General features: G+C 49.1%; 20 protein-coding genes. 12 read left to right on the top strand and 8 right to left on the bottom strand.

The window, feature by feature from the left end; translation table 11 throughout:
* Positions 1–77 precede the first annotated feature (77 nt).
* On the bottom strand, positions 78–779 hold the full coding sequence (locus KF839_RS01165) for a type 1 glutamine amidotransferase (protein ID WP_292915978.1): 702 nt from the start codon (positions 777–779) through the stop codon (positions 78–80).
* A gap of 149 nt (positions 780–928) precedes the next feature.
* Here KF839_RS01165 and KF839_RS01160 point away from each other — a divergent pair, with 149 nt between their 5' ends.
* Positions 929–2,311, top strand: a complete 1,383-nt coding sequence (locus KF839_RS01160) for a DUF2868 domain-containing protein (protein WP_292915977.1) — start codon at positions 929–931, stop codon at positions 2,309–2,311.
* A gap of 3 nt (positions 2,312–2,314) precedes the next feature.
* A complete protein-coding gene (locus KF839_RS01155; RefSeq protein ID WP_292915976.1) occupies positions 2,315–3,718 on the top strand; it encodes a GTPase/DUF3482 domain-containing protein in 1,404 nt (467 codons plus the stop codon).
* Between the two features lie 47 nt (positions 3,719–3,765).
* Here KF839_RS01155 and KF839_RS01150 read toward each other — a convergent pair whose 3' ends face one another.
* Entirely contained in the window at positions 3,766–4,932 is a 1,167-nt protein-coding gene (locus KF839_RS01150; RefSeq protein ID WP_292915975.1) for an FAD-dependent oxidoreductase, read from the bottom strand.
* Positions 4,933–5,141: 209 nt separating this feature from the next.
* Between KF839_RS01150 and KF839_RS01145 the strand changes: the two genes are divergently transcribed.
* The 5 genes from KF839_RS01145 to KF839_RS01125 all read left to right on the top strand — a co-directional run bounded on the left by KF839_RS01145 (position 5,142) and on the right by KF839_RS01125 (position 11,719).
* Positions 5,142–5,675 (top strand): peptidoglycan-binding domain-containing protein, encoded by a 534-nt coding sequence (locus KF839_RS01145; protein WP_292915974.1) that lies wholly within the window; start codon positions 5,142–5,144, stop codon positions 5,673–5,675.
* Between the two features lie 427 nt (positions 5,676–6,102).
* Positions 6,103–7,221 (top strand): adenosyl-hopene transferase HpnH, encoded by a 1,119-nt coding sequence (gene hpnH, locus KF839_RS01140; protein ID WP_292915973.1) that lies wholly within the window; start codon positions 6,103–6,105, stop codon positions 7,219–7,221.
* 54 nt (positions 7,222–7,275) lie between these two features.
* Positions 7,276–8,403 (top strand): glycosyltransferase, encoded by a 1,128-nt coding sequence (locus KF839_RS01135; RefSeq protein ID WP_292915972.1) that lies wholly within the window; start codon positions 7,276–7,278, stop codon positions 8,401–8,403.
* Complete coding sequence (locus tag KF839_RS01130; RefSeq protein ID WP_292915971.1) at positions 8,381–9,019, top strand: ABC transporter substrate-binding protein; 639 nt, start codon at positions 8,381–8,383, stop codon at positions 9,017–9,019. Before KF839_RS01135 ends, KF839_RS01130 begins: the two co-directional genes overlap by 23 nt.
* 33 nt (positions 9,020–9,052) lie before the next feature.
* Positions 9,053–11,719 (top strand): MMPL family transporter, encoded by a 2,667-nt coding sequence (locus KF839_RS01125; RefSeq protein WP_292915970.1) that lies wholly within the window; start codon positions 9,053–9,055, stop codon positions 11,717–11,719.
* Between the two features lie 11 nt (positions 11,720–11,730).
* Here the strand turns inward: KF839_RS01125 and KF839_RS01120 are convergent, their stop codons facing one another.
* From KF839_RS01120 to purM, 4 genes are read right to left on the bottom strand one after another with little or no spacing between them, the layout of a single operon-like run.
* Entirely contained in the window at positions 11,731–12,993 is a 1,263-nt protein-coding gene (locus tag KF839_RS01120) for an RsmB/NOP family class I SAM-dependent RNA methyltransferase (protein ID WP_292915969.1), read from the bottom strand.
* Between the two features lie 44 nt (positions 12,994–13,037).
* The gene (locus KF839_RS01115) at positions 13,038–13,754 is read right to left on the bottom strand and encodes a DUF3108 domain-containing protein (protein ID WP_292915968.1); all 717 of its coding nucleotides are present in this window, start codon (positions 13,752–13,754) and stop codon (positions 13,038–13,040) included.
* Positions 13,751–14,389 (bottom strand): phosphoribosylglycinamide formyltransferase, encoded by a 639-nt coding sequence (gene purN / locus KF839_RS01110; RefSeq protein WP_292915967.1) that lies wholly within the window; start codon positions 14,387–14,389, stop codon positions 13,751–13,753. The genes KF839_RS01115 and purN overlap by 4 nt, the downstream gene beginning before the upstream one ends.
* Before the next feature lie 16 nt (positions 14,390–14,405).
* Positions 14,406–15,464, bottom strand: a complete 1,059-nt coding sequence (gene purM / locus KF839_RS01105) for a phosphoribosylformylglycinamidine cyclo-ligase (protein WP_292915966.1) — start codon at positions 15,462–15,464, stop codon at positions 14,406–14,408.
* A gap of 525 nt (positions 15,465–15,989) precedes the next feature.
* On the opposite strand from purM, the gene KF839_RS01100 reads away from it, so the two are divergent.
* The 5 genes from KF839_RS01100 to KF839_RS01080 all read left to right on the top strand — a co-directional run bounded on the left by KF839_RS01100 (position 15,990) and on the right by KF839_RS01080 (position 21,125).
* Positions 15,990–16,844 carry a C1 family peptidase gene (locus KF839_RS01100; protein WP_292915965.1) on the top strand — a complete coding sequence of 285 codons (855 nt, stop codon included), beginning with the start codon at positions 15,990–15,992 and terminating at the stop codon, positions 16,842–16,844.
* 450 nt (positions 16,845–17,294) lie between these two features.
* Positions 17,295–18,689, top strand: a complete 1,395-nt coding sequence (locus tag KF839_RS01095; RefSeq protein WP_292915964.1) for an aspartate aminotransferase family protein — start codon at positions 17,295–17,297, stop codon at positions 18,687–18,689.
* A gap of 5 nt (positions 18,690–18,694) precedes the next feature.
* Entirely contained in the window at positions 18,695–19,759 is a 1,065-nt protein-coding gene (locus KF839_RS01090) for an AI-2E family transporter (RefSeq protein ID WP_292915963.1), read from the top strand.
* 35 nt (positions 19,760–19,794) lie between these two features.
* Positions 19,795–20,466 carry a DnaA regulatory inactivator Hda gene (hda, locus tag KF839_RS01085; protein WP_292915962.1) on the top strand — a complete coding sequence of 224 codons (672 nt, stop codon included), beginning with the start codon at positions 19,795–19,797 and terminating at the stop codon, positions 20,464–20,466.
* Positions 20,463–21,125 carry a histidinol-phosphatase gene (locus KF839_RS01080; protein ID WP_292915961.1) on the top strand — a complete coding sequence of 221 codons (663 nt, stop codon included), beginning with the start codon at positions 20,463–20,465 and terminating at the stop codon, positions 21,123–21,125. The genes hda and KF839_RS01080 overlap by 4 nt, the downstream gene beginning before the upstream one ends.
* A 49-nt stretch (positions 21,126–21,174) precedes the next feature.
* Here the strand turns inward: KF839_RS01080 and KF839_RS01075 are convergent, their stop codons facing one another.
* Both KF839_RS01075 and KF839_RS01070 read right to left on the bottom strand, forming a co-directional pair.
* Positions 21,175–25,014 (bottom strand): translocation/assembly module TamB domain-containing protein, encoded by a 3,840-nt coding sequence (locus KF839_RS01075; RefSeq protein ID WP_292915960.1) that lies wholly within the window; start codon positions 25,012–25,014, stop codon positions 21,175–21,177.
* A 17-nt stretch (positions 25,015–25,031) separates the two neighbouring features.
* Positions 25,032–26,846 (bottom strand): autotransporter assembly complex protein TamA, encoded by a 1,815-nt coding sequence (locus tag KF839_RS01070; protein ID WP_292915959.1) that lies wholly within the window; start codon positions 26,844–26,846, stop codon positions 25,032–25,034.
* Positions 26,847–26,869: the final 23 nt, after the last annotated feature.

Here is a 26,869-nt window from a genome sequence, read left to right as displayed (position 1 = left end):
CTTGAGTGACTGAGAAAAATTTTTGACATGGCCGTTTTTCCAATTTTGATGCTGAATTTTTTAAACAAATGCTCAGATTATTTTAAATACTCGATCCATTTCTGATACAACTTTTTAGCTACCACATTTAACGCAGCAACACGTTCCGGCAGATTCTTTTCAATCTCCTCTAGCGATTGCACTGACGGCTCGTTGAGACTGGCGAGCTCTTCCGCACCGACGCTGCACCAGTCGATGACCAGGCGCTCGGTCATTTCCACGTGGCATTGCATACCAAGATGCACGCCCACTGCAAACGCTTGGTTTTCACAATACGGACTCGACATAATGCAGGTAGCGCCTTGCGGGATACTAAATGCTTCACCGTGCCAGTGAAACGAATTGAAGCCGGTCAAATCGCCGAACCATTCACGCGCCACCGGATTATCCGACACGGTGACCTCACCCCAACCCATTTCCTTGACCGGATTGGCGGTAACGACGCCACCCAAGGCTTTAGCCATGAGCTGACCGCCGAGGCAATGACCCAACACCGGCACATCGGCAGCGACCGCTTGGCGGATCAATGTCAATTCCTGCTCAATCCACGGCAAATCGTCGTTGACGCTCATCGTTCCACCCATGAACACCAGACCGCTGAATTCATCGATAGCGTTGGGTAGTTTTTCTCCTGCGTCGATTTTGATCAAACGCCACGGAATATGATTGTTGTCGAGAAATGTGGCAAAATAGCCAGGCCCTTCGATGGGTATATGTCTGAATATTGCAACCGGCTTCATGGAATCTTCCTGCATAATTTTTGAATGATCTGATAACGAATTTTAGCTTGTTTTGCACAATATTCTGACGCCTTTATCTTGAACTGTGAAGCCACCTCCAATCAGCCAGTGCAAAGTTTTGAATCTCACTATTTGGAATTAACCGGGAAATGTCTGTAAAAAAGTTTGCTTTTGCTGATTTGGTACGTATCGAACAGTTGCGAGCAATCGAATCTGCCAAGGCTGAACAGTTATCGTATACCGGTATTCGCGACATGCCCGGTTCGGTCAACGGGGATTTCAACTATCGTCAGTTTGTCAACAGGCTCACATTCCGCGCTCAGCAGTTGATCCGGGAAAATGCATTGGAAGATGCACTGCGGCAGCCGAAAAAACATTTTGTCCGTGCACGCTGGGTTTGTTGGGCGCTCGCGGTGGTTTTGGGTGGATTAGCGGCCAGCCAAGCGGTCAGCGAGTCGACAACATTGAATATCTACTGGTTGCTGGCGGTGCTACTCGGATTTAACACAATTTCTTTATTGCTCTGGCTATCGGGTATTACGCTCAATCTACAAAGCTTGAGCAGCGGCATCGTGGCGCAATTTGTCAGCTGGTGGCCTTACCGCCACAAAAAAGACCCCACGATTCCTTCACTGGCGTCACATGCCTGGTGGGAAAGTTGTTTAACCGGCGCTGTCGGCAAATGGCGCATCAGTGTTTTGACGCACCAGTTTTGGCTGGCTTACCTGACAGCGGGATTGGTCTTGCTGATCATGATCATGATGGCTAAACAGTACAACTTCATCTGGGGCACGACCATTCTGCCCGATAGCGCTTTGCCGCAACTGACGCAAATGATTGGTAAACCGTTGGAAGCGCTGGGATTGAAAATACCGGACGATCCGCAGACCGCTGCGAGCCGCATCGGGGCAGGTAAACAAGACGCGGAAACACGTACGGCATGGGCGGTTTTCTTAATCGGCGCCTTGCTGGTTTATGGAATTTTCCCGCGGCTGCTACTGCTTGGTTTTTCATGGATCATGCAGCAGTGGGCTGAGAGCCGCTTTAAGCTGGATCTTTACCTGCCTTATTACATCGAGTTGCGTCAGCGGCTCATGGCGCGCGAAGTGAAAGCCGAAGTCATCGACGCCGATCCGTTGGCCGGCATCAAGCCTGCGGAAGTTGTCCGCCCACCGGAGCATGTGGCCATTCCTACCAATGCGCAAGCTTTTGGCGTGGAACTGGACGACAGCACACACTGGCCGGAATCGGTCACTTGCCGCTTTAACATCATTGATCAAGATTCGCATGATCGAGCCATCGCGATGATCCGGACTTTAAGCGCGCCCTTGTTGCTGGGCGTCGCCGCACATCGCTTGCCCGATCGGGGAATACAGCGCATGATCAAAGAGCTGGTCGATAGCAGCCATGACAAACCGTGGTTGATTTTGTTGAACAAGCCATCGGCACCGGTCACCAGCGCACGTGAATTCGCCTGGTTCCGGCTGGCGGAAGCGTGTGGTATTCCCGCAGAACATGTTATTACGCGATAGATCATGATTGTCAATAACTCACGACAAACGCAAACCGATGCACTACTCCATATTGCAGTTGTCGGCCATACCAATACCGGTAAAACGTCGCTAATCCGCACTATGCTCCGCAGCACCGAATTTGGTGTGATTGAAGATGCTGCGGGCACAACCCGGCATGTGGAACAAGCCACTATCTCTGCTGATAACACCCCTGTTTTGAATTTGTACGATACCCCCGGTTTGGAGGACTCCCGGGCATTATTCGCCCATATCAAGAAACTTCAGGCAAAATCCGCGACATTGCGACCTCCGCAAATTCTGGAGCAATTTGTTACACAAGTTACGGTTAACGATCCGCTGGAACAAGAAGCAAAAGTCATCCGCCAGGTATTACGCAGCGATATCTTGTTATACATCATCGATGTTCGCGAACCATTCCTGGAAAAATATCGCCTGGAATTGGAAGTTCTGACGCGAGCGGGAAAACCGATCATTCCTGTATTCAATTTCATCGCCAGTCATGAACGGGAACTTGAAAAATGGCGTGAATATTTGTCGTCCTATCAGATGCACGCAACGCTGGAGTTCGATACGGTTGCTTTTGCATTTGAAGCGGAAAAACGGCTGTACCAAAAAATGCAATCGCTGCTGGAATCGCATTACAATCATTTGCAGAAACTCATCGACTACCGCGCCAAGCTGTGGAATCAGCTGTGCTTATCGGGTGCCAGGCGGATTGCCGAATTGATTGCCCAGGTTGCTTGTTATCGCGAGAGCAAAACTGTTAATAATCATTTAATCGCACATACGTTGCTTGAAGACCGGCTGCAGGAATTTGTCCGTAAAGCGGAACGGCAGTGTCTGCATGATTTATTAACGATTTTTAATTTCTCGGAAAAGGATGTGGCGATTCAGAATATTCCTGTCAGCAATGGTCAGTGGCAATTGGATATTTTCGCGCCCGGCATTCTTAAGGCCTATGGCTTGGATGTCGGCAGCGCCGCTGCTAAAGGCGCCGCAGCCGGCGCCGGTATTGATTTGATGGTCGGCGGCATGAGCCTGGGGGCTGCCAGTGCATTAGGCGCACTTGCCGGCGCAAGCTGGTCCACTTTCAGACGATACGGCGATGAAATCAAAGCAACCGTCAAAGGCACCAAATGGCAATGCGCCGATGAAACCACTGTACAAATTTTGTACTTGCGCCAGAAACACTTATTAAAGAAATTGATGCATCGCGGTCATGCTGCGCAAGATATGCTGCATGTCGATAAAGCGGATACTGAGAAATTGCCTGACCAATGGCAAAAAATGATCAGCACCCTGCGGCAAAACCCCTCTTGGCACGAGCCATCACCGGCCCGCAATGGCAATGCGCAATTTCAGGAATTAGAAACCAAACTGGTCGCGGCGTTACTGGATGCATAGCACTACTTTACAATCTCCAGAATCATAAGAACTCGACACCTTGCGGATTATTGCGATCCACCCGGCAATTTTGGATTAAAGCGCGCCATGAAGGAACGATCAATCATATTTTTCCAATACCAGACCCACTTACCTTTGGCAAAAAAGCTTCCTCTGGAAGCAACGGCGTAACGATCACCCGCGGTTATTATGCTTAAATAATGCCGTTGCGGCCTATAGGGAGACAACGGTTGATTCTCTAGCAGCGCGGCAATATTTCTTACCAGCACCGGTCCCTGACGTACCGCGTAAACCCCCGCTTTTGGCAATGGAACCGGAACAAACGATGCCGCGTCGCCAGTCGCAAAAATATCCGGATGCGAAATGCTGCGAAGATATTGATCCACCCGAACGAATCCTTTCTCATCGCATTGAATACCGCTTTCTCTCAACCACGGCGGAGCTGCTGCATGAATGCACCAAACAGCGAAGTCGTAATTCAGCAGCGTTAAATCATTGAGCATAATCTGGCGCTCATTAATCGATACCACTCGTTTTCCATGAATGATGGCAATTCCTAACGATTGTAAGTGATGATCAAAAAAATCCTGTACTTGCTTATTATGCGAGTTGAGAACTTGCTGATCGGCGCACACCAACGTAAAGTTGGATTGCATCGAAATCGTGCGGTGCATTGCATAGTGCATGGCCAATAAAATTTCAATCCCGGCAGCGCCTCCTCCGATGACGACAATACGTGGTGAATAGCTTAAACGATGAATTGATTCGAACCAATGCCGCCAGTCTTGAAAAAAGCGCTTGATCGGTTTGACAGGATGACCATGGGCGGCGGCTCCCTGAATCTGGTGAAGCGCCGGCTGAGAACCAACATTGATCGAGAGAAAATCATAACGCAAGGGAGGATGCTGATCACAATATACTTGCTTGTCACAAGGATTAATCGCATGCACCTCACTGCAAACAAACCGTATCCCAGCCCATTGACATAGCTTCATTAAATCAATGTGACAATCCTTAAATGCATAGTGACCGGCGATCAATCCAGGAATCATTCCCGAATAGGGTGTCAACGCTTCCGAACTGATAAGCGTTAGGGCTGCTTCCGGAATCGGGTGCATTCCAAACTGCTTAATAACGGCAATATGACTATGTCCGCCGCCAATTAAGCATATGGATTTTTTATTTTTTATGGCGTTAAATCCCTCATTAGTCAATTTATTTTAGATTGCGTTATGATTAGAAAAGTGTGATAGTTCACATCGCAGCAAAATGCAGAGCCCATGACACTATAAATATAATAATTAAATGAAGATAGTTTCACGGATTATTCGGTAACAGATGGAAGATAAAGAGGCTTGTCATTAGAATGCGTATAACCTACGCAATCGAATGATTTTTTGAAAATTTTTCATGGAGAATCGCAATGATGGTTAGTAAAACTAATAAATTAACAACTTACACGATGCTTTTTCTGGCGATAGGATTGCTATTTGGCTGTAAACCTATTTTTGAAAAAAAACCGCTCCCCCCAAAAGATGATGAAACAACAGCAGCCGCACCAGCGCCTGCCGCAGCCACACCTGAACCCGCACCGGCACCTGCACCCGCACCTGCTCCTGCAATCCCTGCTGCAGAGCCAGCTCTCATTGAAGATGTACAAAGCTTACAAAGCATCGAGTCAACCGATGGAGATACTGCTGCAATTGAAGTAGAATCTGCAACCATTGCAGCTGTTGAAGTTGCGGATGATGGCAATGATGTTGTCAAAACAACTCCGGCATTGATGAAAAAAATTCAGCAAGCACTTGTCGATGCAGGATTAAATCCCGGACCTGTTGACGGAGTTAGCGGAGCTAAAACAGTTGCCGCCATTGAAAGTTTCCAGAAACAAAATGGCATCACTCCAGGAAAAATAACCAAGAGAACGCTTCGTACACTCGGTGTTACATTCGAATAAGAAGTCAAATCATTTTGCTATCTTTTCACCCGCACCAGGGGCGTACTGCTCTTAGTGCGGGTGTTGTTTTGTTCCATAAAAAATAACTATCGATCCATTTTTTTGATAGTTACTCGCAATAAATTCCTCCAGCTGATATAAAATATTTGCTATAGAGGGGTTCATGTTCTATAGTTAAACTTGGAATACTGATTTCAATGCCTTTTCAGATAATTATAGAGTCATAGACGCTAAAAGAATCCAGGCTGCCTTAATATTTTCACAGCGTCTTTTTTCAGTATTCAAAAGGTCATGTAGCAAAAAATTTATTGCCTACTTACTAGCACTTATCAAGCGGACAGAGCTTATATTTGCCATTTAGGCTTTTTCGTGCCAGAAACTTTTTGGCCATTCATATGCGTTTGAAGTATTTTTGGAGGTAATATTCATGGGTGTTCCTTTACGTCAGCAAATTACGGTCGGTACTTATCTCATCAAGCAAAAGATAAAAGGTGTTAAGAAGTATCCGCTGGTGCTGATGCTTGAACCTTTGTTTCGTTGTAATCTGGCTTGTGCCGGGTGTGGAAAAATCGCTCACCCTGAAGATGTTCTTGATCAACGCCTTTCCTATGAGCAATGTATGGAGGCGGTTGATGAATGCGGAGCCCCGATGGTCTCGATTCCAGGTGGCGAACCGTTGTTGCACAAGGAAATGCCGGAAATTGTCGCCGGTATCATCAAACGCAAAAAATATGTTTATTTATGTACCAATGCGTTATTGTTGAAGAAAAGAATCAACGATTACACACCCTCTCCTTATTTGACTTTTTCCATTCATCTCGACGGCATGAAAGAACGTCACGACGCTTCAGTTTGTCAGGATGGTGTTTTTGACCGTGCGGTTGAAGCAATCAAATTAGCTTTGGAGAAAGGATTTCGAGTGACCGTAAACTGCACGCTATTCCAGGGAGAAACTCCAGAAGATGTTGCTGAATTTCTCGATTACGTTATGGAGCTCGGTGTTGAAGCGGCTACAATCGCGCCTGGGTTCAGTTACGAAAAAGCACCTAAGCAGGATGTTTTTATCAAAAGTCAGGATACCAAAAAATTGTTCCGCGGCATTTTTGAGTTGGGTAAAAAACTGAAACGCAAATGGCGCTTAAATCATTCTGCATTGTATTTAGATTACCTGGCCGGTAATCAAAATTATAATTGCACCCCCTGGGGCAATCCGACCCGAAATGTATTCGGCTGGCAAAAACCTTGCTATCTGTTATCTGACGAAGGTTATGCAAAGACTTTTAAAGAACTTCTTGACGACACTCCATGGGAAAAATATGGAACGGCTAATAATCCCAAATGCGCCCAATGCATGGCACATTGCGGATACGAAGCCACTGCTGTCGAAGATACGCTGAAGCATCCTTGGAAAGCCTTGGTAGCTTCCATGAAAGGCCCCAGAACAACCGGACCGATGGTGGAGGAGCCCGCTCCAAAATGGGTTGCAGAAGATGCTCAAGCCGCAAAAAAACTTTCCGACATCACTGTATCAGTAATCAATAAGTAAACAGGAAAAGTTACGCAGTCTGTTTTTTTTGGTCTACTGAATGCAGGAATCAGAGTGGAGTTAGTTTTATATTTGTCTTTTTTTGGTGCGATATGCTGGTGGTCATTAATACTGTTGCCATGGAGACCGTGGAGCACCCGGGAAAAGATCGAAACTCAACAAACGACGGCAGTGAATGAATCAGTCCGGGATATTACCGTACTGATTCCTGCCCGTAACGAAGGTCCGTATATCAAGCAGACACTCAGCGGCATAAAATCTCAGGGAAGCGGAATGACCATCATCGTCATTGATGATCAATCGGCAGATGATACTGCCGAGCGGGCTCGTCAATGTGAAGCGATGGTTATTTCAGGTGTTGCACCTCCGGCAGGCTGGAGTGGCAAGTTATGGGCACTGGAACAAGGTTTGCGCGAAGTCAAAACACCCTATACGTTATTGCTGGATGCCGATATTGAACTTGCTCCAGGAATAGTGACCGAACTGCATCGAAAAGCCCGCCAGGAAAAACTTTCATTGGTATCGTTGATGGCCGAGCCACCAATGCTTAATTTTATTGAACGTTTGCTAATGCCCGCTTTTATTTTCTTCTTCAAGCTACTATATCCATTTGCATTAGCGAACAAACCCGCATCACGCGTAGCAGCCGCAGCCGGCGGATGTATTTTAGTTGAAACAGCGGCGCTACGATCGGTAGGCGCTTTCTCAAATCTGCACAACGCACTGATTGATGACTGTACGTTAGCCGCCCATATCAAGCACGCCGGCTTGCGTACCTATTTGGGACTCAGTCATGCTGCGCGCAGTCACCGCGGTTATAATGAACTAAAACCGATTTGGGAAATGGTTGCGCGAACTGCTTATACACAACTACGATATTCGCTAACCTTGCTGATTATCTGTACTTTGATAATGACCGCCATGTTTTGGGCAGCTCCTTTTGCATTTTTGTTTTCACCAGTGCAAGAAATTTTCATCATGTGCTTGCTGGTATGGGCAGCCATGTTCTTCACCTATTTACCGACTTTATCTTATTATCAGCGTTCTCCCTTCTGGTGTTTTGGATTGCCTATCATCGGTACTTTATATCTTGCCATGACTTGGACATCCGCTCTACGTTACTGGCGAGGGGAACGCGCTAGCTGGAAAGATCGCCGATATGAAAGTAAAACAACTAATTAACACAATTCGATGGGGTTTGATGCTGGTCATACTATTGTTAGCTCCACCAGCATTCAGCACCACTGAATCAGAAACCGGAACCCCGGAACAAGTGATTCAGTATTTACAGTCCTCGTTACTGCACGTCATGCAAAACGGAGAAAAACTCGGTTACGATGGACGGTACAAATACTTGGAACCTGTGATTGATCAATCTCACGACATTAGTCTCATTATCAAAACAATCTTGGGCGCAACGTATTGGTCGCAATTGGACCCAACCCAACAAGCTTTAATGGTGGAAACATTCCGCCAGCTCAGTATCGCTACCTACGCCGGGCGCTTTACACAACATGAAGGCGAGCAATTCCGGATTATTGAACAGCGTAACCTCCCGCGCGATCAAGTTCTGGTGCGCAGTCAATTAACCAAATCGGATGGTGGGACAGTCAATTTTGATTATGTGCTTCACTTAGATCAGGGTCATTGGCGTATCACGAATATCCTGTTTGACGGCGTCAGCGATCTGGCAATCAAGCGGGGGGAATATCGCTCCATTTTGCAGCGAAGCGGGTTTCAGGCATTGATTGACATGCTTAAGGAAAAAATTGCATCGACCCGGCTGAATCCGCAATGAAATCCGTATATTTATCCCTGGACGCGGTAGAACGTGCCTAGCACACAAAGTATTAGCTTCAGGTTTTTTTCGCACTGGGCTATATTTTCGTATCGGCACGCCATAGGGATCATCCTAGCAATCCTGGCGCTTACCGCATTCAGTACGTTTTACACCGTCAACAATCTTGGCGTACATACGGATACGACGGACATGCTCTCGGAGGAAGTTCCCTTTCGCGCCAACCATATCCGCTATATCAAATCATTCCCGCAGTATGAAGATACATTACTGCTGGCATTGAACGCTCCTACTCCCGAACAAGCGCATCAGGCTGCCAAAAAATTAACGGCCTTTCTGCAAAACGAGCATTCGTACTTCTCGGATATTTATTTTTTTACAGGCGAGCCTTTCCTGGAGAAGAATGGATTATTATTTAAAAGCTTGGATGAGCTTGGCCGTATCACTGACTATTTAGCCGCGGCACAACCGCTGATTGCTCGTATCGCCGATAGTCCCACACTTTATACGTTTGCTTCCGTCCTCACGGAGGCAACCGAGGAATTACGCAATGGCCGTAAATTGGATCTGGAATCAGTTTTTAGCGGTGTCAGTGCAACTGTGGATGCCCGGCTTGCGGGTCAATCCCGTGCTTTATCCTGGCAAGCGTTATTAGGCGGCGAAGCGCAGAAAGACACTTATCAAGAGCTGATCATCGCGAAACCCAAACTAGACTATTCTCAAATTTTCGCTGCGGAAGAACCCATTTCCATCATACGCACGGCGGCCGAGAACATGGGGCTCGCTTCCGATACATTCGAGAAACTTCGCATCACCGGTGAAGTGGCATTGGCTCATGACGAACTTAACAGTGCAATGCATGGAGCTCAGGATGCCGGAATACTGGCGCTGGTGATGGTCGCCGCCGTATTATTGCTTGCCTTTCGTTCAGCAGGCGCGATTCTGACTGTGATCATAAGCTTGCTACTAGGATTATTATTGACCGCCGCATTTGCCACGATTGCCGTCGGACATCTTAACTTGATCTCCATTGCATTTGCAGTGCTCTATATAGGCCTCGGCGTCGATTATGCCATTCATTTCCTATTGCGACTGGAAGAACTGAGAAGCCCTGATCAACCCTTCTCAGAAGCACTGAGCCAAACCGGGGGTGATATGGGACAATCGCTGTTAGCGTGCGCGATCACAACGGCAATTGGTTTCTATGCTTTTATGCCGACAACATATCGAGGTGTTGCAGAACTAGGCTTAATTTCCGGCACCGGCATGCTCATCAGTTTTTTAATCACAATCACGCTGATACCCGCCCTGCAAAAAGTTTTTCCGACAAAAATAAGAAAATCGCCGGATTCGACTCAATCTATCAATCATATCCTGGATTTGCCAAGACACTCGCGTAAAATGGTATATGGCTTCACTATAGCCGCCGTCATCGCTTCTATCGTGGCGCTGCCAAAAATTAAATTCGATTACAACCTGCTGAATTTGAATAACCCTCAAGCGGAGTCTGTGCAAACATTTCAGGAATTATTGGGTGATGCGGATGATTCACCATGGCATATCAACATTTTGGTGAATGATTTTCAAGAAATTGACCCGATCGTAAAACGTGTTAGCACCCTACCGGAGGTTAAAAGCGTTGTCAGTCTGCTGGATATGGTTCCGCAGCAGCAGGAAGAAAAAAGTCTTTTGATTGAAGAAATGGCCATGATTCTGGGCCCGATCTCGTTCTCTCCCGCCGCGTTTTTAGCGGCCGATCACTATACCGTCGCCGAACAACGCACTGCTCTGGATCGGCTTCGAACCGCACTCGAACATTTCGTTAACGAACAACCGGCACATGCGGCAGCCAATTCCGCCCGCATGTTGCATACATCTCTAACCAATTTATTGCTGCATCTGGAGAAATTATCGGCCACGGAAACTGATAGTACCGGAAGAGCCCAGATGCTCCGTGCGCTTAATAAAGATTTGCTAAGCTTACTACCCGATTCCATTCAACGGCTACAATTGGCGCTCACGGCGCAACCATTCACGGAAGAAGCCCTACCCGCCTCCATCAAGGAACTCTGGCATGGCAACGACGGCGTTTACCGCATCGCCGTTTATCCGCGGGAAAACATCAACGATAACGATGCACTGCGCCGATTCGTTCGCGCCGTGCAACAAATTGCCCCATCCGCCACCGGGATTCCGGTGATCAGCTTAGAAGCGGGGGAAGCGGTCGTGGATGCTTTCATCCATGCGTTTTCCTTGGCACTCCTGGGCGTTATCGTGGCGCTGTGGATAATGCTCAGAAGCGTCACTTCCACATTACTGGTATTGATACCGTTACTGCTTTCAGCTTTATTTACCGGCGCCGGTACCGTTTTGCTCAACCTTCCTTTCAATTTTGCCAATATCATTGCGCTGCCGCTATTACTCGGAATCGGCATCGACAGTAGCTTGCACATGGTACACAGAAGCCGCTCAGGTATTGTCTATGAAAGCTTATTGCATACCAGTACGGCGCGCGCCATTTTTTATAGCGCATTAACCACCTTGGTCGGATTTGGCAGTCTGGTCTTTTCCACGCACCAAGGCACTTCCAGCATGGGATTATTGCTGACAATCGGTTTATTGATTACGATCGTATGCGTATTGATTATTTTGCCGGTATTGCTGCAATCAGCGGATAAACAGCAAGAAAATTCCGGGTAATCGTTTTCCCGCTACTGATCTCCGGTACGTTCAAATGCAGCCGCAAAGAAACCATCGGTTTGGTGCTGTTTTGGAAATAGCTGCAAGAATTCGCCGGTATCCAAAGGAATGTTTTGCTGCGCTAGCAGCACAGCGCAATTCAACAACCTGAATTGCGGATGCGTATTGAGAAATCCCTGCACCACTTGCTGGTTTTCTTCCGGTAAGAAACTGCAAGTGGCATACACCAAACGCCCCCCTGATTTAAGCAAACCGGCAGCAGCAGCCAGAATAGCCGCCTGTTTAGCTTTCAGTTCCTCGATACTTTGCGGTGATTGCCGCCATTTCAAATCGGGATTGCGGCGCAGGGTACCGAGACCACTGCACGGCGAATCGACCAATACACGATCGATTTTTCCAGACAAGCGCTTGATCTTCAAGTCATTCTCATTTTCTATCCGTTGTGCGTGCAAATTGGATAGACCGGAACGTTTAAAGCGCGGCTTCAGATTGCTCAAGCGTTTTTCTGAAACATCAAAGGCGTACAGCCGCCCTTTAGAATTCATTAAGGCTCCCAGCAATAATGATTTCCCGCCCGCTCCGGCGCAAAAATCGACGATCATTTCGCCGCGCTTGGGTGCCAACAGATAACCCAGCAACTGACTGCCTTCATCTTGCACTTCGATTTTTCCAGACAGGAACAATGCGTGTCGATTAATCGCCGGCTTTCCAACCAAGCGGATGCCGCATGGCGAATAGGGCGTCGCTTGCGCTTGAAATCCTTCTTGCTGAAGAACATCGAGCGCCTCGGTGCGTTTCGCGAGTAACGTATTGACTCGTAAATCAAGCGGTGCAGGTTTCTGCAGCGATAACCCGAGATCCAGAATCTCGCTATCGGGCATAAACTGCTGTAATTTTTCCACAAGCCACACTGGAAATTCCGCTTGAACCGGTAGCGAAAAAGCCTCCGGTTTGAGCGCCTTAATTTCTGTCAGCCATTTCGCTTCCGTTTCACTCACCAACGGCGCCAATTCACGCAAATTGGTTCCCTGAAACTTAACGAAATAGGCCAACACGAGCGCACGTGGAGTCGGCAGTTTTGCCAAGCTCTCAAGAAAAAAGCGATGACGCAAAATGCCGAAGACAGTTTCAGCGATCAATGCGCGATCTTGCGCGCCCAGCATGGGATTGTCCTGAAAATAACGCCGCAGTATGGCATCCGCGGGGTACTCCAAAGGTATTACGACACGCGTGGCAACAACCACCGCGTCTAATTGTGAAGGAGTTAAACGCATGAATTTTGTTGAGATATCTCAGATCGGTTAGAGAATAAATAGAATTAATGTTCCGGTTTATAACGAATATTAATTCCGCTGACTATTTTTTCGATTTCACGGCCGTTTTCTTCGACTGTTACGATACGCACCGGCAACATGTGATTGTTCAATGCCAGCCATAGCTTCCTTTTAAGCTTGGAGCCTTTTTCTTCCTGCCGGGTTAACGCAATCGTTTTGATTTCGCCCAACGGCGTATCGAGGATTTCTTCGGTCACAGTGAAATGTGATAACCGTAAACTATGACCATCGGTGACGTAACGTTCCACATACTTTTTAGGAATCGCAGCAAACATGAAACTATACGAGAAACTTAATCGATCCAGCGTACCGTACGGTAGCTGCTGTGTTATCTCGTGCCCCATGTGACTGAGCGTAATGCTGTGATCAGCCCAATCGAAAACAGCCAGGCTGGGTGTTTTTTTCCCGCGCTTTTCGTAAGCGCGAGCCGGCTGCATACCTTGTTCAAATATAAGGCCTTCGCTATGCCGCACAATCCGATTCGGTTCTATCAGCTTGTAAACACCGGTGGCTTGTGCAACGCTGTTAATAGCGTAACGATAGTGCTCGCCGACATGATGAATTTCCATGACTTCATTGATTTCACCTTCTCCGATATCCGTTATCACGTGGTAACTGATTTCAATGCGGGACGGTATATCCGTCGCAAAAACCGGGAAACTGAATAACCATGGAATAAACAACAAGATCGCAAATTTCATTCAGGCAATCCCGGCGAATAGAGCATCATTCCGTCACTTCCGGAATTAGTCACTTCCACGCGATTATCGATGAACTGAATGCAACCATCCATAAACCAGCGGACCGCTTGCGGGTAAATGCGGTGTTCCAGCTGTAAAACCCGGCTTGCCAATGTTTGCTCGGTGTCGTCCGGCAATACCGGAACAGCGGCTTGAATGACAATCGGCCCATGGTCCAGTTTCGGCGTAACAAAATGAACCGTGCAACCATGGATCTTGACGCCTTCTTGTAGTGCCCGCGCATGAGTTCCTAAACCGGGAAACGCCGGGAGTAGTGAAGGATGAATATTCATTAACCGGCCCTGATAATGTTGTACAAAGCGATCACTCAGTATACGCATGAAGCCGGCCAGTGCAACCAATTTCGGTTTGCAGGCATCGATCTTTTCCGCCAATGCAACATCAAAAGTCTCACGATCCGGAAAAGAACGATGATCGAGAACAATCGTCGCAACACCGTAATTCTTGGCAATTTCCAATCCAGCCGCATTGGGATTATTACTGATAACTGTCATGCAATCCCGTGGATATCCGGATTCCAGCAGCGCTTGCATATTGCTGCCGCGGCCTGAAATCAAAATCACTAAAGATTTCATCTTAAGAAATCATTCGCTAAACCAGAACGGTAGCTTCCTGATTTGCCATACGCGATTTAATCTCACCGATTTGCCATGCGGTTTCCCCGCCACTGCGCAATATGCGGAGCGCATCCCCGGCATGTTCAGGTGCAACCACAATAACCAACCCGATGCCGCAATTAAAAACACGCGCCATTTCTTGATCGGTCACGTTACCTTGCTGTTGTAGCCATTGAAATAACGGCGGAATCCGCCATGTGTCTTTTTGCAATACCGCTGTCAGCGAATCCGGCAAAATACGCGGCACATTTTCCACCAAACCGCCGCCGGTGATATGCGCCAAGCCTTTCACCGGCAACTGCTTCATCAATGCCAATACAGACTTAACGTAAATGCGCGTCGGCGCCATGATGGTATCGGCCAACGTTTGACCATGAAAATCCATCGATAAATCGGCGCGGCTGTTTTCGATAATTTTACGAATCAGCGAATAACCATTCGAATGCGCACCGCTGGATGCAATACCCAGCACACAATCGCCAGCTTTGATCGACGCACCGCTGATGATCTGATCTTTCTCGACAACGCCGACGGCAAATCCGGCCAAATCATATTCGTCATGCGGATACATACCCGGCATTTCCGCCGTCTCGCCGCCAATCAAGGAACAACCGGCTAATTCGCAACCTTTGGCAATGCCTCCGACCACTTGGGTCGCAGTCTCGACATTCAATTTGCCACAGGCAAAATAATCCAGGAAAAACAAGGGTTCCGCACCTTGCACTAAGATATCGTTGACACTCATCGCCACCAAGTCGATACCGATTGTGTCATGCCGATCCAATTGAAAAGCCAATTTCAACTTGGTGCCCACGCCATCCGTGCCGGACACCAGCACCGGGTTGCGGTATTGCTTGGAAATTTCAAACAACGCACCGAAACCGCCGATTCCGGTCAGAACTTCGGGACGTAATGTGCGCTTAGCAAGCGGTTTGATATTGTCGACCAAGCGATCGCCGGCATCGATATCGACACCGGCATCACGATAAGAAAGATGATTTGTATCAGGGTGGTTGGAATTGCTGGATGTCAAGTTGAACTCTCAAACGAACAAAGGGTTTGCATTACTTTTAAACGCAATTTTACCGCAAATGAACAATATGTATGGCGCGGAATAAGAATTATCGGTAAGGAACTTCCACAATCGGATACTACGCGATCAAGCACTGTGAGTGCGATCTATCGTTAATTGATTGATATAAATTTAGACTATGCTGATTAAAGTCCCGTTACCATTGGCTTTACAATCAGTGGCCTGAACACATAACTTCACCTTAACCGCTCAAAAATATGGTTTCAACTGTTTCTTGGCAGTTTTATTTGTAGAATGAAATCCGTATAAGACGGTTTTATTGACGCATTATCGGATTCTTTATGCGCGTTGAAATTATCCGGGCATCGTTTTATTGAAACAGCAACTTCAATTTTCTTTTTTAATGCCGGATTTTGCTCTACTATGATCCTTTAAAAGCTATCAATTGCGGGAAACAAAAAAACGATCCATTTTTGCTTGAATGTAACAGCTGTATTATCAACTTACTTTTCTTGGAGGCTAAAAATGCGAACAATTCATGGTTTAGGTTTAGGTTGGCACAGAGATTTACCCGACATACGCGATCATACACAATCGACCGAATCCGTTGCCAAAGTACTGGCAAGATCCTCGCCGTTGAAGAAAGCGGCCAAATCATTACCAGCTGCCGTCGATCTACGAAAATTTTGTTCCCCGATCGAGGATCAGGAATCAATCGGTTCCTGCACCGCACATGCCGGAGTTGGCATGGTCGAATATTTTGAACGCCGCGCCTTCGGCAAACACATCGACGCATCGCGCCTGTTTCTCTACAAAGTCACACGCCAATTGATCGGTTTTACCGGTGACGACGGCGCTTATTTGCGCGATACCATGAAAGCGCTGGTGCTGTTCGGCGTTCCCCCGGAAAAATACTGGCCGTACGATATCAAACGGTTCAACGACGACCCTTCCAGCTTCTGCTTCTCGTATGCGCAAAACTACCAAGCGATCAACTATTACCGACTGGATCCACCCAATACCTCCACTGCCGCAGTTTTAACCAACGTCAAAAAAAACCTGGCGGCTAATCTTCCGTCGATGTTCGGTTTCTCTGTTTATAGTTCGATGCCTGGTTCCGGTGACGGCAAAGGTGAAATTCCGTACCCTGGCAAAGGCGATACGCTGGAAGGCGGTCACGCGGTTCTAGCCGTCGGCTACGACGATCAGAAAAAGATCGGTTCCACCAAAGGCGCATTGCTAATTCGCAACTCGTGGGGTGAGGACTGGGGCGACCACGGCTACGGCTGGCTGCCGTATGCATATATCGAAGATGGCCTCGCCGATGACTTCTGGTCGTTAGTTAAAGCGGAATTTGTCGATAGTGATTTGTTTAAATAATCGAAGTGCTTTGCATTTATTCAATTACAGCGACTTCAGCAACCATTACAAGTAAACCATGCACGCCAATTATTGAAAGAAATTTCAACAATTGGCGTGTAATTTCTGCTGTACTTTTACTGATCGTTTTCTGAAATAGACTCTAATCAAAAATCAGAGCGATCATACATCTCGGGTGATTGCATCACGTCGGCTTGCACAAGAAAAATAGCTTAGATAATTGAATTTTCGGTTTTATGACACCAACACTTCAATAGACCGGCTCTATGGAATTAAACTTTCCATTCCTAAACGATTTCATGTTTTTAACAGCAAAAAATTGTTCAGGAATGGTATGATCTGCGCTAATTTTTGTTGCCATACTATGGTTTTGTAGTAGTTTTTTCTGAATGGAGTCAATAAATCTTTTTTCCAGCTTGGCTGGTAGTTTCTCAAACACCGAGGTTGTTCATGTCTTTCAGTATCGCTAATTTGCTATCCCAACACCGCACCGACAAGTTTGATTTGCACGAGCATTATCTGAATGCGCAGATGGTGCGAGTGCTGAAGACGATCGGCTATGACCGCAATTATCAACGCGCAGCGGGGCAGTATTTGTACGATGAGCAGGGCAACGAATATCTCGATTTGTTGAGCGGGTTCGGGGTGTATGCGTTTGGCCGCAATCATCCGGTAATCGTCAATGCATTGAAAGAAGTGCTGTCGCTTGAGCTGCCGGATTTGGTGCAAATGGACGTATCGGTTCTGAGCGGTTTGCTGGCCAAGGAAATTCTGGCAACCGTGCCGGATAATCTGGAGCGTGCGTTTTTTTGCAATTCCGGTACCGAAGCGGTCGAAGCCGCGATCAAATTCGCCCGCTACGTAACCAAACGCAACCGCATTATTTGCTGCGATCACGCCTATCATGGTTTAACCATGGGCGCATTATCACTGAATGGCGAGCAGATTTTCAAGGACGGTTTCGGACCGCTGCTGCAAGATTGCGGCTCGGTGCCATTCAATGACCTGGCGGCGTTGGAACAAGCGCTCAACAGCCGCAATGTTGCGGCGTTCATAGTCGAACCGATTCAAGGCAAGGGCGTTAACATTCCGGACGACAATTACCTGCCTGAAGTCGAGCGACTGTGCAAGAAATACGGCACCTTGTTTGTTGCGGATGAAATTCAGACCGGCCTGGGGCGTACCGGTAAATTCTGGGCGATTGAACACTGGAACGTAAAGCCGGATATGATTTGCATGGCCAAGGCGTTATCCGGCGGGTTTGTGCCGGTCGGCGCAGTAGTAATGACGCAGCCGATCATGGAGAGCGTGTTCAACCGTATGGATCGCGCGGTGGTGCATGGCTCGACGTTCTCCAAAAACAATATGGCGATGGCGGCAGGCCTGGCAAGCCTGGAAGTCATCAAAACTGAGAAGCTGGTTGAAAACAGCGCCACTATCGGTGCGGATATCATCAGCCGGATCAATGCATTAACCGATCAGTTTGAATTTCTCAAGGAAGCACGCGGCAAAGGATCGATGATCGCGATCGAATTCAAGCCGCCCGGCAGTTTCTCGCTCAAAGCTGCGTGGATGATGTTGGAAGCGGCCAACAAAGGATTGTTCTGCCAGATGATCACCATCCCGCTGTTCAAAGAACATCGTATTCTGACGCAAGTTGCCGGGCATGGCATGAACGTGATCAAATTGTTGCCGCCGCTGATTCTATCCAAGAAAGACCGCGATCTCATCGTCAGTGCTTTAACTAAAACCATCGCCGATACGCATCAAGTACCGGGTTCGATTTGGGAGCTGGGTAAAAATCTTGCCAGCCATGCATTGAAGTCCAAAGCCGGCCAAAGCTAGTTGCGATGACGACCGAAGAACACGCGAACGAATTGCATTACCTCTGGTGGCTTTTTCTGGCATGCATAACCGGCGTGCTCATTTACCTGCTCAGTCCGATCTTGACACCGTTCTTGCTCGCTGCCGTAATCGCTTACATCTGCAACCCGATGGTCACGCGGATGGCCCGCCACAACATTCCGCGCACGATAGGGACTATCGTGGTGATGTTACTGTCACTCGTTGCATTTTGCGCATTAATTCTGATTATGGTGCCGCTATTCGAGAAAGAAGCGGGGCGTTTACTGGATAAAATGCCGGCATTTCTGGATATGCTCAAGAATCATATCATTCCCTGGCTGGAATCAAGGCTGGATATCAGCCTGGAACCCGATATGGAGATGCTAAAAGAAGCGGTATCGAAACACTGGCAAAGCGCCGGCGGTGTCGCGGCAAAAATCCTGCCGTCCTTGACCAGCGGCGGAATGGCCGTTGTGGAATTTCTGGTCAATTTGCTATTGGTGCCGGTGGTATTATTTTATCTACTGCGCGATTGGGATGTGTTGATCAAACAAATCGATGAAATGATTCCGCGTTATTGGTATCCTCAAATGTCGCAATTGGCGCACGAAACCGATCGTGTTCTGGCGGAGTTTCTACGCGGCCAACTGTCTGTCATTGTGCTGATGTGTATTTGTTATGTCACCGGCCTTTGGCTGGTGGGACTTGAATTTGCATTGCCGATCGGCTTGGTGGCCGGAATTCTGGTGTTTGTGCCGTATCTTGGCATGATCGTCGGTTTGACACTGGCGACTTTAGCAGCCGTCATGCAATTTCAAGATTGGAGCAACATCATCCCGATATGGATTGTATTCGGTATCGGTCAATTGCTTGAAGGCATGCTGATCACTCCTTGGCTGGTCGGTGACCGCATTGGTTTGCATCCGGTCATCGTCATTTTCGCATTGTTGGCTTTCGGGCAATTATTCGGCTTCTTCGGCATCTTGCTGGCGCTGCCGGTCAGCGCGGTCATGCTGGTTTGGTTGCGCCATCTTCATCAACGTTATTTAAACAGTAACTTCTATCATTAGCCTGCGTTGCAGGGAATGATCGTTGCGCGAACCCTATGCAACAATTGCTGCTAGACATCAAACCTGTACCGGCGCCGTCATTGGTTAATTTCCTGCCTGGCCGCAATGCCGAGTTGCTGCAAATATTGCACCGTATCCTGATCGGACAGGAGCAAGAACGCTTTGTCTATATCTGGGGAAATCCGGGGTGCGGCAAAAGCCATTTACTGCAGGCGATAACCGCCGCCTATACCCAAAACAACCTAAAAGCGGTATATTGCTGCGCAAAACAGTCCTGCGATTATCCGTTGGATGCCGATTGCGTAGCGATCGACGGTATCGATTGCCTGGATGCCTCGGCCCAAATCCGGCTATTTAATTTCTATAACGAATTGCGCGCGGAAGGTCACGCGCTTTTGTTGATGAGCGGTTCCGTTGCGCCGGTGCATCTCACCCTGCGGCAAGATTTGGTAACACGCTTGAGCTGGGGTTTGGCCTATCAGGTGCATGAATTGACCGAAGACGAGAAAATTCAAGCAATGAAAACACATGCCGCTGACTGCGGCATTCAATTGTCGCAAGAGATTTGTCTTTATCTGTTACGACATGGACAACGCGATTTACCGTCACTGATGATGACGCTGGAAGCATTGGATCGTTATTCCCTGGTTCATCAGCGTCCTATTACCATTCCTTTATTACGAGAATTATTACAGGTGGTTTCATGAATTTAGCATTATTTGATTTGGATAATACACTGATCGCAGGCGATAGTGATTTTCAATGGGCGCAATTCTTGATCGAAAAGAAAGCATTGGATCGCGAATTGCACGAAGCGAAAAATATCGAGTTTTATGAGCAATACAAAGCCGGAACCTTGGATATTCACGAATTTCTGGATTTTCAACTAAAACCGCTGGCGCGCCATCCGCGCGCGCAACTGGAAACCTGGCGGAAAGAATTCATGACGAAAAAAATCACACCACTGATCGCGCGCGGAACACGCCAATTGATCGAGCAACACAAACTGGATGGTGATTTATGCATCATCATCACCGCCACCAACAGCTTCGTCACCACGCCGATCGCACACGCACTCGGTATCGAACATTTAATCGCGACCGAACCGGAAGAAAAAGACGGCGAATTTACCGGACGCGTAGCCGGCACGCCGTCGTTCCGCGAAGGCAAAATCGACCGATTGGAAGAATGGTTGGACAGACACAATCTGACCTGGTTGTCTTTTCTGCGCAGCTGGTTTTACAGCGATTCCTTGAACGACCTGCCGCTACTCAGTAAAGTCACACATCCGGTCGCTGTCGACCCCGATCCGACGCTGAAAAGTCACGCGGAAAAAAATAACTGGCCGATCATCAGCTTACGTTAGCGCTCATCCGTGTAAATCGCTCGTTGCTTTCCTAAGTTTCCATTACGATTCAATCAAATTGCACGGTATAAAACAAATCAACCGCACTATCCTCACCGGCTTGCGTGACGATAGTAATTCTCGGTGTCAGATTGTAATTCAGCTTAGCGATACCGATTGTGCTTGTCGTCAAGCCCCGCTCGTAAGTCAAATAAGCGCGCGATGAAATGCGTTTACCGACCACGCCGATCTGTCCGGTCAGTGAACTGCCGGCGCTTGCTTGTTTGAAAGAGATTTCATCCACACCGAGTGCCTGAGTGATCCGGTCGGTAATGCCGCCGCCGGATTGGCCGCCGAGTATCGATCCGGCGGCTGATAGCAATACCGATGTATCGAGACCGCCGGTGTCGGGTTTTCTGCCCAACACGATCCAGGATAATTTCTCGACTTCGGATACCTCCGGCGTTGACACCAGCCTCACCTGCGGATGGCGCACCGATCCGGAGATTTCGACACCAGCCTCGACCGCCAGTCCCTCCCGCACAGCCAGGACGTTCAGATTGGGATCATCGAGCGGCCCCTGAAAACTGACGATACCGCGTTTGACCGTCAAGTTCTGGCCGTATGCCTTGAATGTAGTGTCCTGCGCAGCGATAGCGCCGGTGAGCTTAAGTTGCTGATTATTATCGTTGCGGATTTGCAGTTGACCCGCCAGACGGCCTTCCAAACCGGAAGCACGGATATGGAATTTCTCGCCCAGATTAAAATTCATATCGAGATCCAATGCCAGTTTTTGCGAACGCTGCGGTGACGGCGTATTGACCAGCACGACATCGTCCGGCAATGACGGACGGCCTCCTTCCGGCGGTTGCATGATCAAACCGGCGTCGGCCCGCAAATCGCCGGCAATGCTAAGACGGTTCTGCTGAAAACGGACAGTGCCGTTGCCGGAAGAAACAATCCAGTAATCAGTTCCGTGCGCGAGTGATAATCGATCGATGGAAAAATCGAGATGACTTGGATTGCCGGCTAATCCGACCTTGCCACTGACAACCAATGAGCCCGCCGTGTCTTGCAGCGCCAGATCGCCGAACAAGCGGCTATCCGGTGGTGATGTATAAGGGCTGGCAAAGTACAACCGATCGATGTGCAAATCCGCTTGCTGAAAATGCGCGGCCAGGGTGCCTTGCTGCAAGCGTATCCCCTGCTCCATTAACGCCAAATGTAAATTTACGCCGGAAACCGTGCCGCTAATATCCGGTTGCTGCACTGTTCCCTGAATTCCAGCTTGAATTTGCAATTCACCATCGGCGTGCAGATTGTCACCGAATGCGTTGAGCCACTTCAAGCTGGCAATAGTGGCGTGAATGTTACCCTGCAACGGCGATTCTTTGGCAATGGACCACTGCGATTTCGTTTGCTGCAGCGGCACCGTTACATCCGCCCGAGCACTGCCCAGCGCTTCGCTATCCAGTATCAATTGTCCGGATAATTTCCCCTGCTGTGCAGTTGCCTGCAGCAGTAATTGTTGCAATCCCAAGGGTTGCGGTACATCTCCGGGCAAGTACCAGTCACCGCGCTCACGCTGAATATGCAGTTCGCCGGTCAGTTGCGCGGCGGCATCGAGATGCCAGCGGCCGCCCAATTGTAACGGTGTTTTTTTTGCACGCGCCGGTATATCGGGCAGCAGCCCAATGCCGGTGAAATCACCACGGGTTTTCAAGCTGTCCGGTGCCCATTGCAATTGCTCGATGCGTACCGATCCATCGGAAATCGAAAATCCGGCATCATTCAACAAAAACGATGAGGCGCTAGCGGCAAGTGCTGCCGGCGCCAGCAGGCGAACCGGCATATCACCGGTAGCAGACAATTCGGTCAGCTGGCCTTGCCAGCGCAACGGCCGTTCAGATTTTGCACCGCTTAAACCGCCACTGGCCATCAGTCGTACCGCGATATCCCGGTTAATACCGGCATTGACCGTCAAGCGGTGCTGGTCGGTTTTACCGTCGAGAGTTGCGATCAATTGGTTGATCGTTGCATGCTCATGCGCACGGTAAGTATCAACTGCAACGTTCAGCGCGATGGTGTCATCACGATGCCACCGCGCACTGGCGGATATGCCTGAGAATTGCTGCTTACCGGGCAACTCCAGGCGCTTGCTGTCAAGCTTCCAGTCGAGATCGGGTGTTTTCATTGTGCCGCGGAAAACAAGCTGTGTCTGCAAATCGCCCGACACGCCCAAACCCAACTGCACCAATGCGGGAGCATTGACCGTCAGTTGCACATCGTGCCGCTCACCGTCCAGCCGCCCCTGCGCAAACAACCGGTTCGAGCCTGCCGACAATTCGGCCTTGCCGTTAAGGTGGCCGGCATCGGTGAATGCGATCTCTCCCAAGCCGCTGACCGGCGCTTTCGCCAAGCGGCTTTTTTGGATGATATACTTCAAAGTACCGGCAACTGCCGGCAGCCGTTGGCCGGATAACTGCAAGGTGGCGTTCAGATCGGAATCGACGGCTTGAATAAAATCCGCACTGTTGAAATTTATCAATTCTCCCGACAATTCAAACGACTGATCCCCGGTCAACTGCAATTTACCTTGACCGGCCAATCGCGAACGATTGCGTTGCAAATTAAACCGCTCAAGCATGATCTGCTCCATGGTACGAGCAATATCAGCGGTCAAACGCAACGACCGGTCGCGCAAATCGATATGAGCGGACTGCTTTTCCGTACCGCCGATGAGCTCGATCTTGCCTGAGATCGCGGCAGTTTGCAGACGGCTATACAGTTGCTGCGGATCGAGCCGCTCGACCGCCAAGTTCGCGGTGAGAACGTGCTTGTCCCTGTTCCAAGCCAATTGTCCACGCACAACCCCATCCTTTCCGGATTGCACTTGAACATCCGGTAACATCAGTAATTCCGGGGAAATCCGCACGCGGGTATGAATGGCGGACAGCGGAACACCGTTTTGATCGAGCGGCGCGGATGCATGATTCTCGATGTTGATATGACCTGCCAATTGTCCGGCCTGGTCTTGCATCAACTGTGCCGACACAGACAACTTCGCTTGCGGCGCATCCGCCAGAAAATCGGCTGGATTCCACTGTTCCAGGATAGCATGCAACTGCGTCAGCGGGTTTTCGGCAAACGGCTGCAACTGTGCTTGCAGGGTCATATTGGCCGCGGACGGCTGACCGACGGATTGAATTGTGAGTTGCATCAGATTGCCGGTAACGGTTGTATCGATGTCACCCCATGCACCGGCGGCGATACCGATGCGAGCGGATAAGTCAAACGGCGCATTGCCGGCAAGTTCCGCTTGCGATTCGACCGTCGCCCAAGGGGTTGTGAAATTCAGTTGCGTGAGCCGGTGATGCGTGCCATCGCTGTCCAACGCCAACATCAGATCGGATATTACCGGCTCGGCATTTTCCTGGATTGCCGCATTAAAATGAATGGAACCGACGGTCACTGCCGCAATCGATAATCCGAACGGGAGTAACAAACTGTCCGGTGGCTGCGGGGCGGTCGGCGCGGTCTCAGTCGTGTGCTGGTTGATGCGAATCGACTCCAGTGCCAGCCGATTGATGCTGATCCGCCGATGAAGCAATTGTGTGGGACTCCAATTGAGGCGGAGATCGTGCAGCGTTAGCTCTAACGCTTCATTTTTGAAAAGAATGCTTTCAACGCGCAAATCTTGTAATGTGCCATGCACGCCGGTCAATTGAACCGTGCCGCCGCCCCAGCGGTTAACTGCAGCAACCGTCGACTGCAGTCCGGATACACTATACAGCAACCAATAACCGGCAATTGCCGCAAACACCGGCAAGAACAGCAAACTGCCAACTAACTTGCGATAACGCCGCGCGGTTTTCGGCAACGATGGAGTTCCGGTGTGTTGATCGGTCATAAGCGATTCCTGATTCATCAAAAAGCGACGGCCATTGAAAAATGCACGCGCCAGTTACCGGTTTCGTGACCGCGCGCCAAATCGAGTGCCAGCGGGCCTGCCGGACTGCGCCAGCGCACCCCCGCGCCATAGCCGAGAAACATCCGCATATCTTGCCAGCGATCGGCTGCGCTACCGATATCGACAAACGTCGCCGCACCCCATTGATGAGTCAGCCAATGCGTATATTCGGCAGTACCGGTCGCCATCGTTCGGCCGCCAACCACGGCGCTGCCTTCGTGCACGCCGATACTTTTAAAAGCGTAACCGCGCAGCGATTGAATACCGCCTGCGCGAAACAGATATTCCTGCGGAATACCGAAACGCGATGGGGCTAATGTATAACCAACCTCAGCCCGCAGAAAAAATGTATCACGCAATCCCACCGGCCACCAGCTCTGATGGTTGGCATAAGTACGGATAAAATCCTGATCCGACAGCAATTGCCGGGTGCCGCCACCGATACGCACTTCAGTGATATCGCCGCGCCGGACGTTAACCGGATCGTCAACGATCCGCCGTCGCCAGCGCCAATCCAGCACCAGCGCCTGATTGATCTGATCGTTCGCACCGTCGGGTTTTTTATGCTCGCGTTGCCAATTCAAACCAAGCTGCATGACTGTCGTCGGCGTCTGGTAATTGCGCGTCAGGCCGGCTTTTTGCACATCGGTTTTCAAACCCGCGATATCCGTCATCTGCAGGCTGGCGCTGAACGAATGATTGATATTGTTTTGATCGGGTAAGGTATCGACCCCCGCCAGAAACGTTTGCCGCTTTTGCTCGAGCCGCAACAAACTGGTGAGATTCCAAGCGCGGTCGAATAGATTATGATACTGGTAATTGATTTCACCGCGCGCGCCATTGTTGGAACTGTAACCGGCACCGAAGGCGAAGCGTTGCGCGTGTGCCTCCGTCAGCATGACTTTAACCGGTATCGACCGGTGCTGGGCGATATCGGGCACGATACTGACCGTAACCGTGCTAAATTGCGGTGTTTTCTGCAATGCGAGTTGATATTGATGCAACAAATCACGCTGATAAATATCGCCTGGCTTGAAAGTCGCAAGCCGCGTGATCAGTGATGCATCATAACGTTTCAGACCGGAAATTTGAATTTCTCCAAGATGAAAAACCGGCCCGGAATCGATCGTAACAGTCAGGTCAGCGCGCGCGGCACCGGGATCGACGCTGGCCTGGCTGCTAGTGATGGCGGCGGCGGCAAATGCCTGTTGCGTGACGCTGTTAATCAAAGCGGATTTTGCCTGTTCCCAATCGGCGGCGCGAAAGGGCTTCCCGGTCTTTAGTGACCACGCAGCGCGAAGCTGCTCGATGCGTTTGCGGTGTTCTTTATCACTATTGGCGATATCACCGGAAAATTCAAGGCTAACCGAACCTACGCGAGTCAATTCGCCCGGATCAACTTTGATCTCGATCGATTGCGCATGCGCCGGCTTTATTACGGAAACACTGACACTGAAGTAACCTTCAGTCGCCATAATTTCGCTGATTTCTTTTTGTATGCGATGCACGAATGCGCTTTCATCATACTCGCTGGCAAATGGCTCTGCAGGTAGCTGAATATATTTATCGAGCATTTTTTTCACCGACTGCGGCGCCGATAATGAGACGATAGCCTGCTTACCGGGCAAATCGAGTATTTCCTGCGCCGCAGCGTGAAAACTCGATGCGACCAATAGCGCGATCAGATAAAATCGGATATTACAAAATAAAGTAAACAACTGGTAATTAAACAATAAATATTGAGTGTCGAAAAAACCGCCACTTTTGTTCAAATTGACTTAACCTATCGTTATGG

Origin of the sequence: Nitrosomonas sp., assembly GCF_019635155.1 — a bacterium.
In the GTDB taxonomy this organism is placed as follows: domain Bacteria; phylum Pseudomonadota; class Gammaproteobacteria; order Burkholderiales; family Nitrosomonadaceae; genus Nitrosomonas.
The sequence above is the reverse complement of the archived record's forward strand: the minus strand, read 5'-3'. Positions and strand labels throughout refer to the sequence as shown.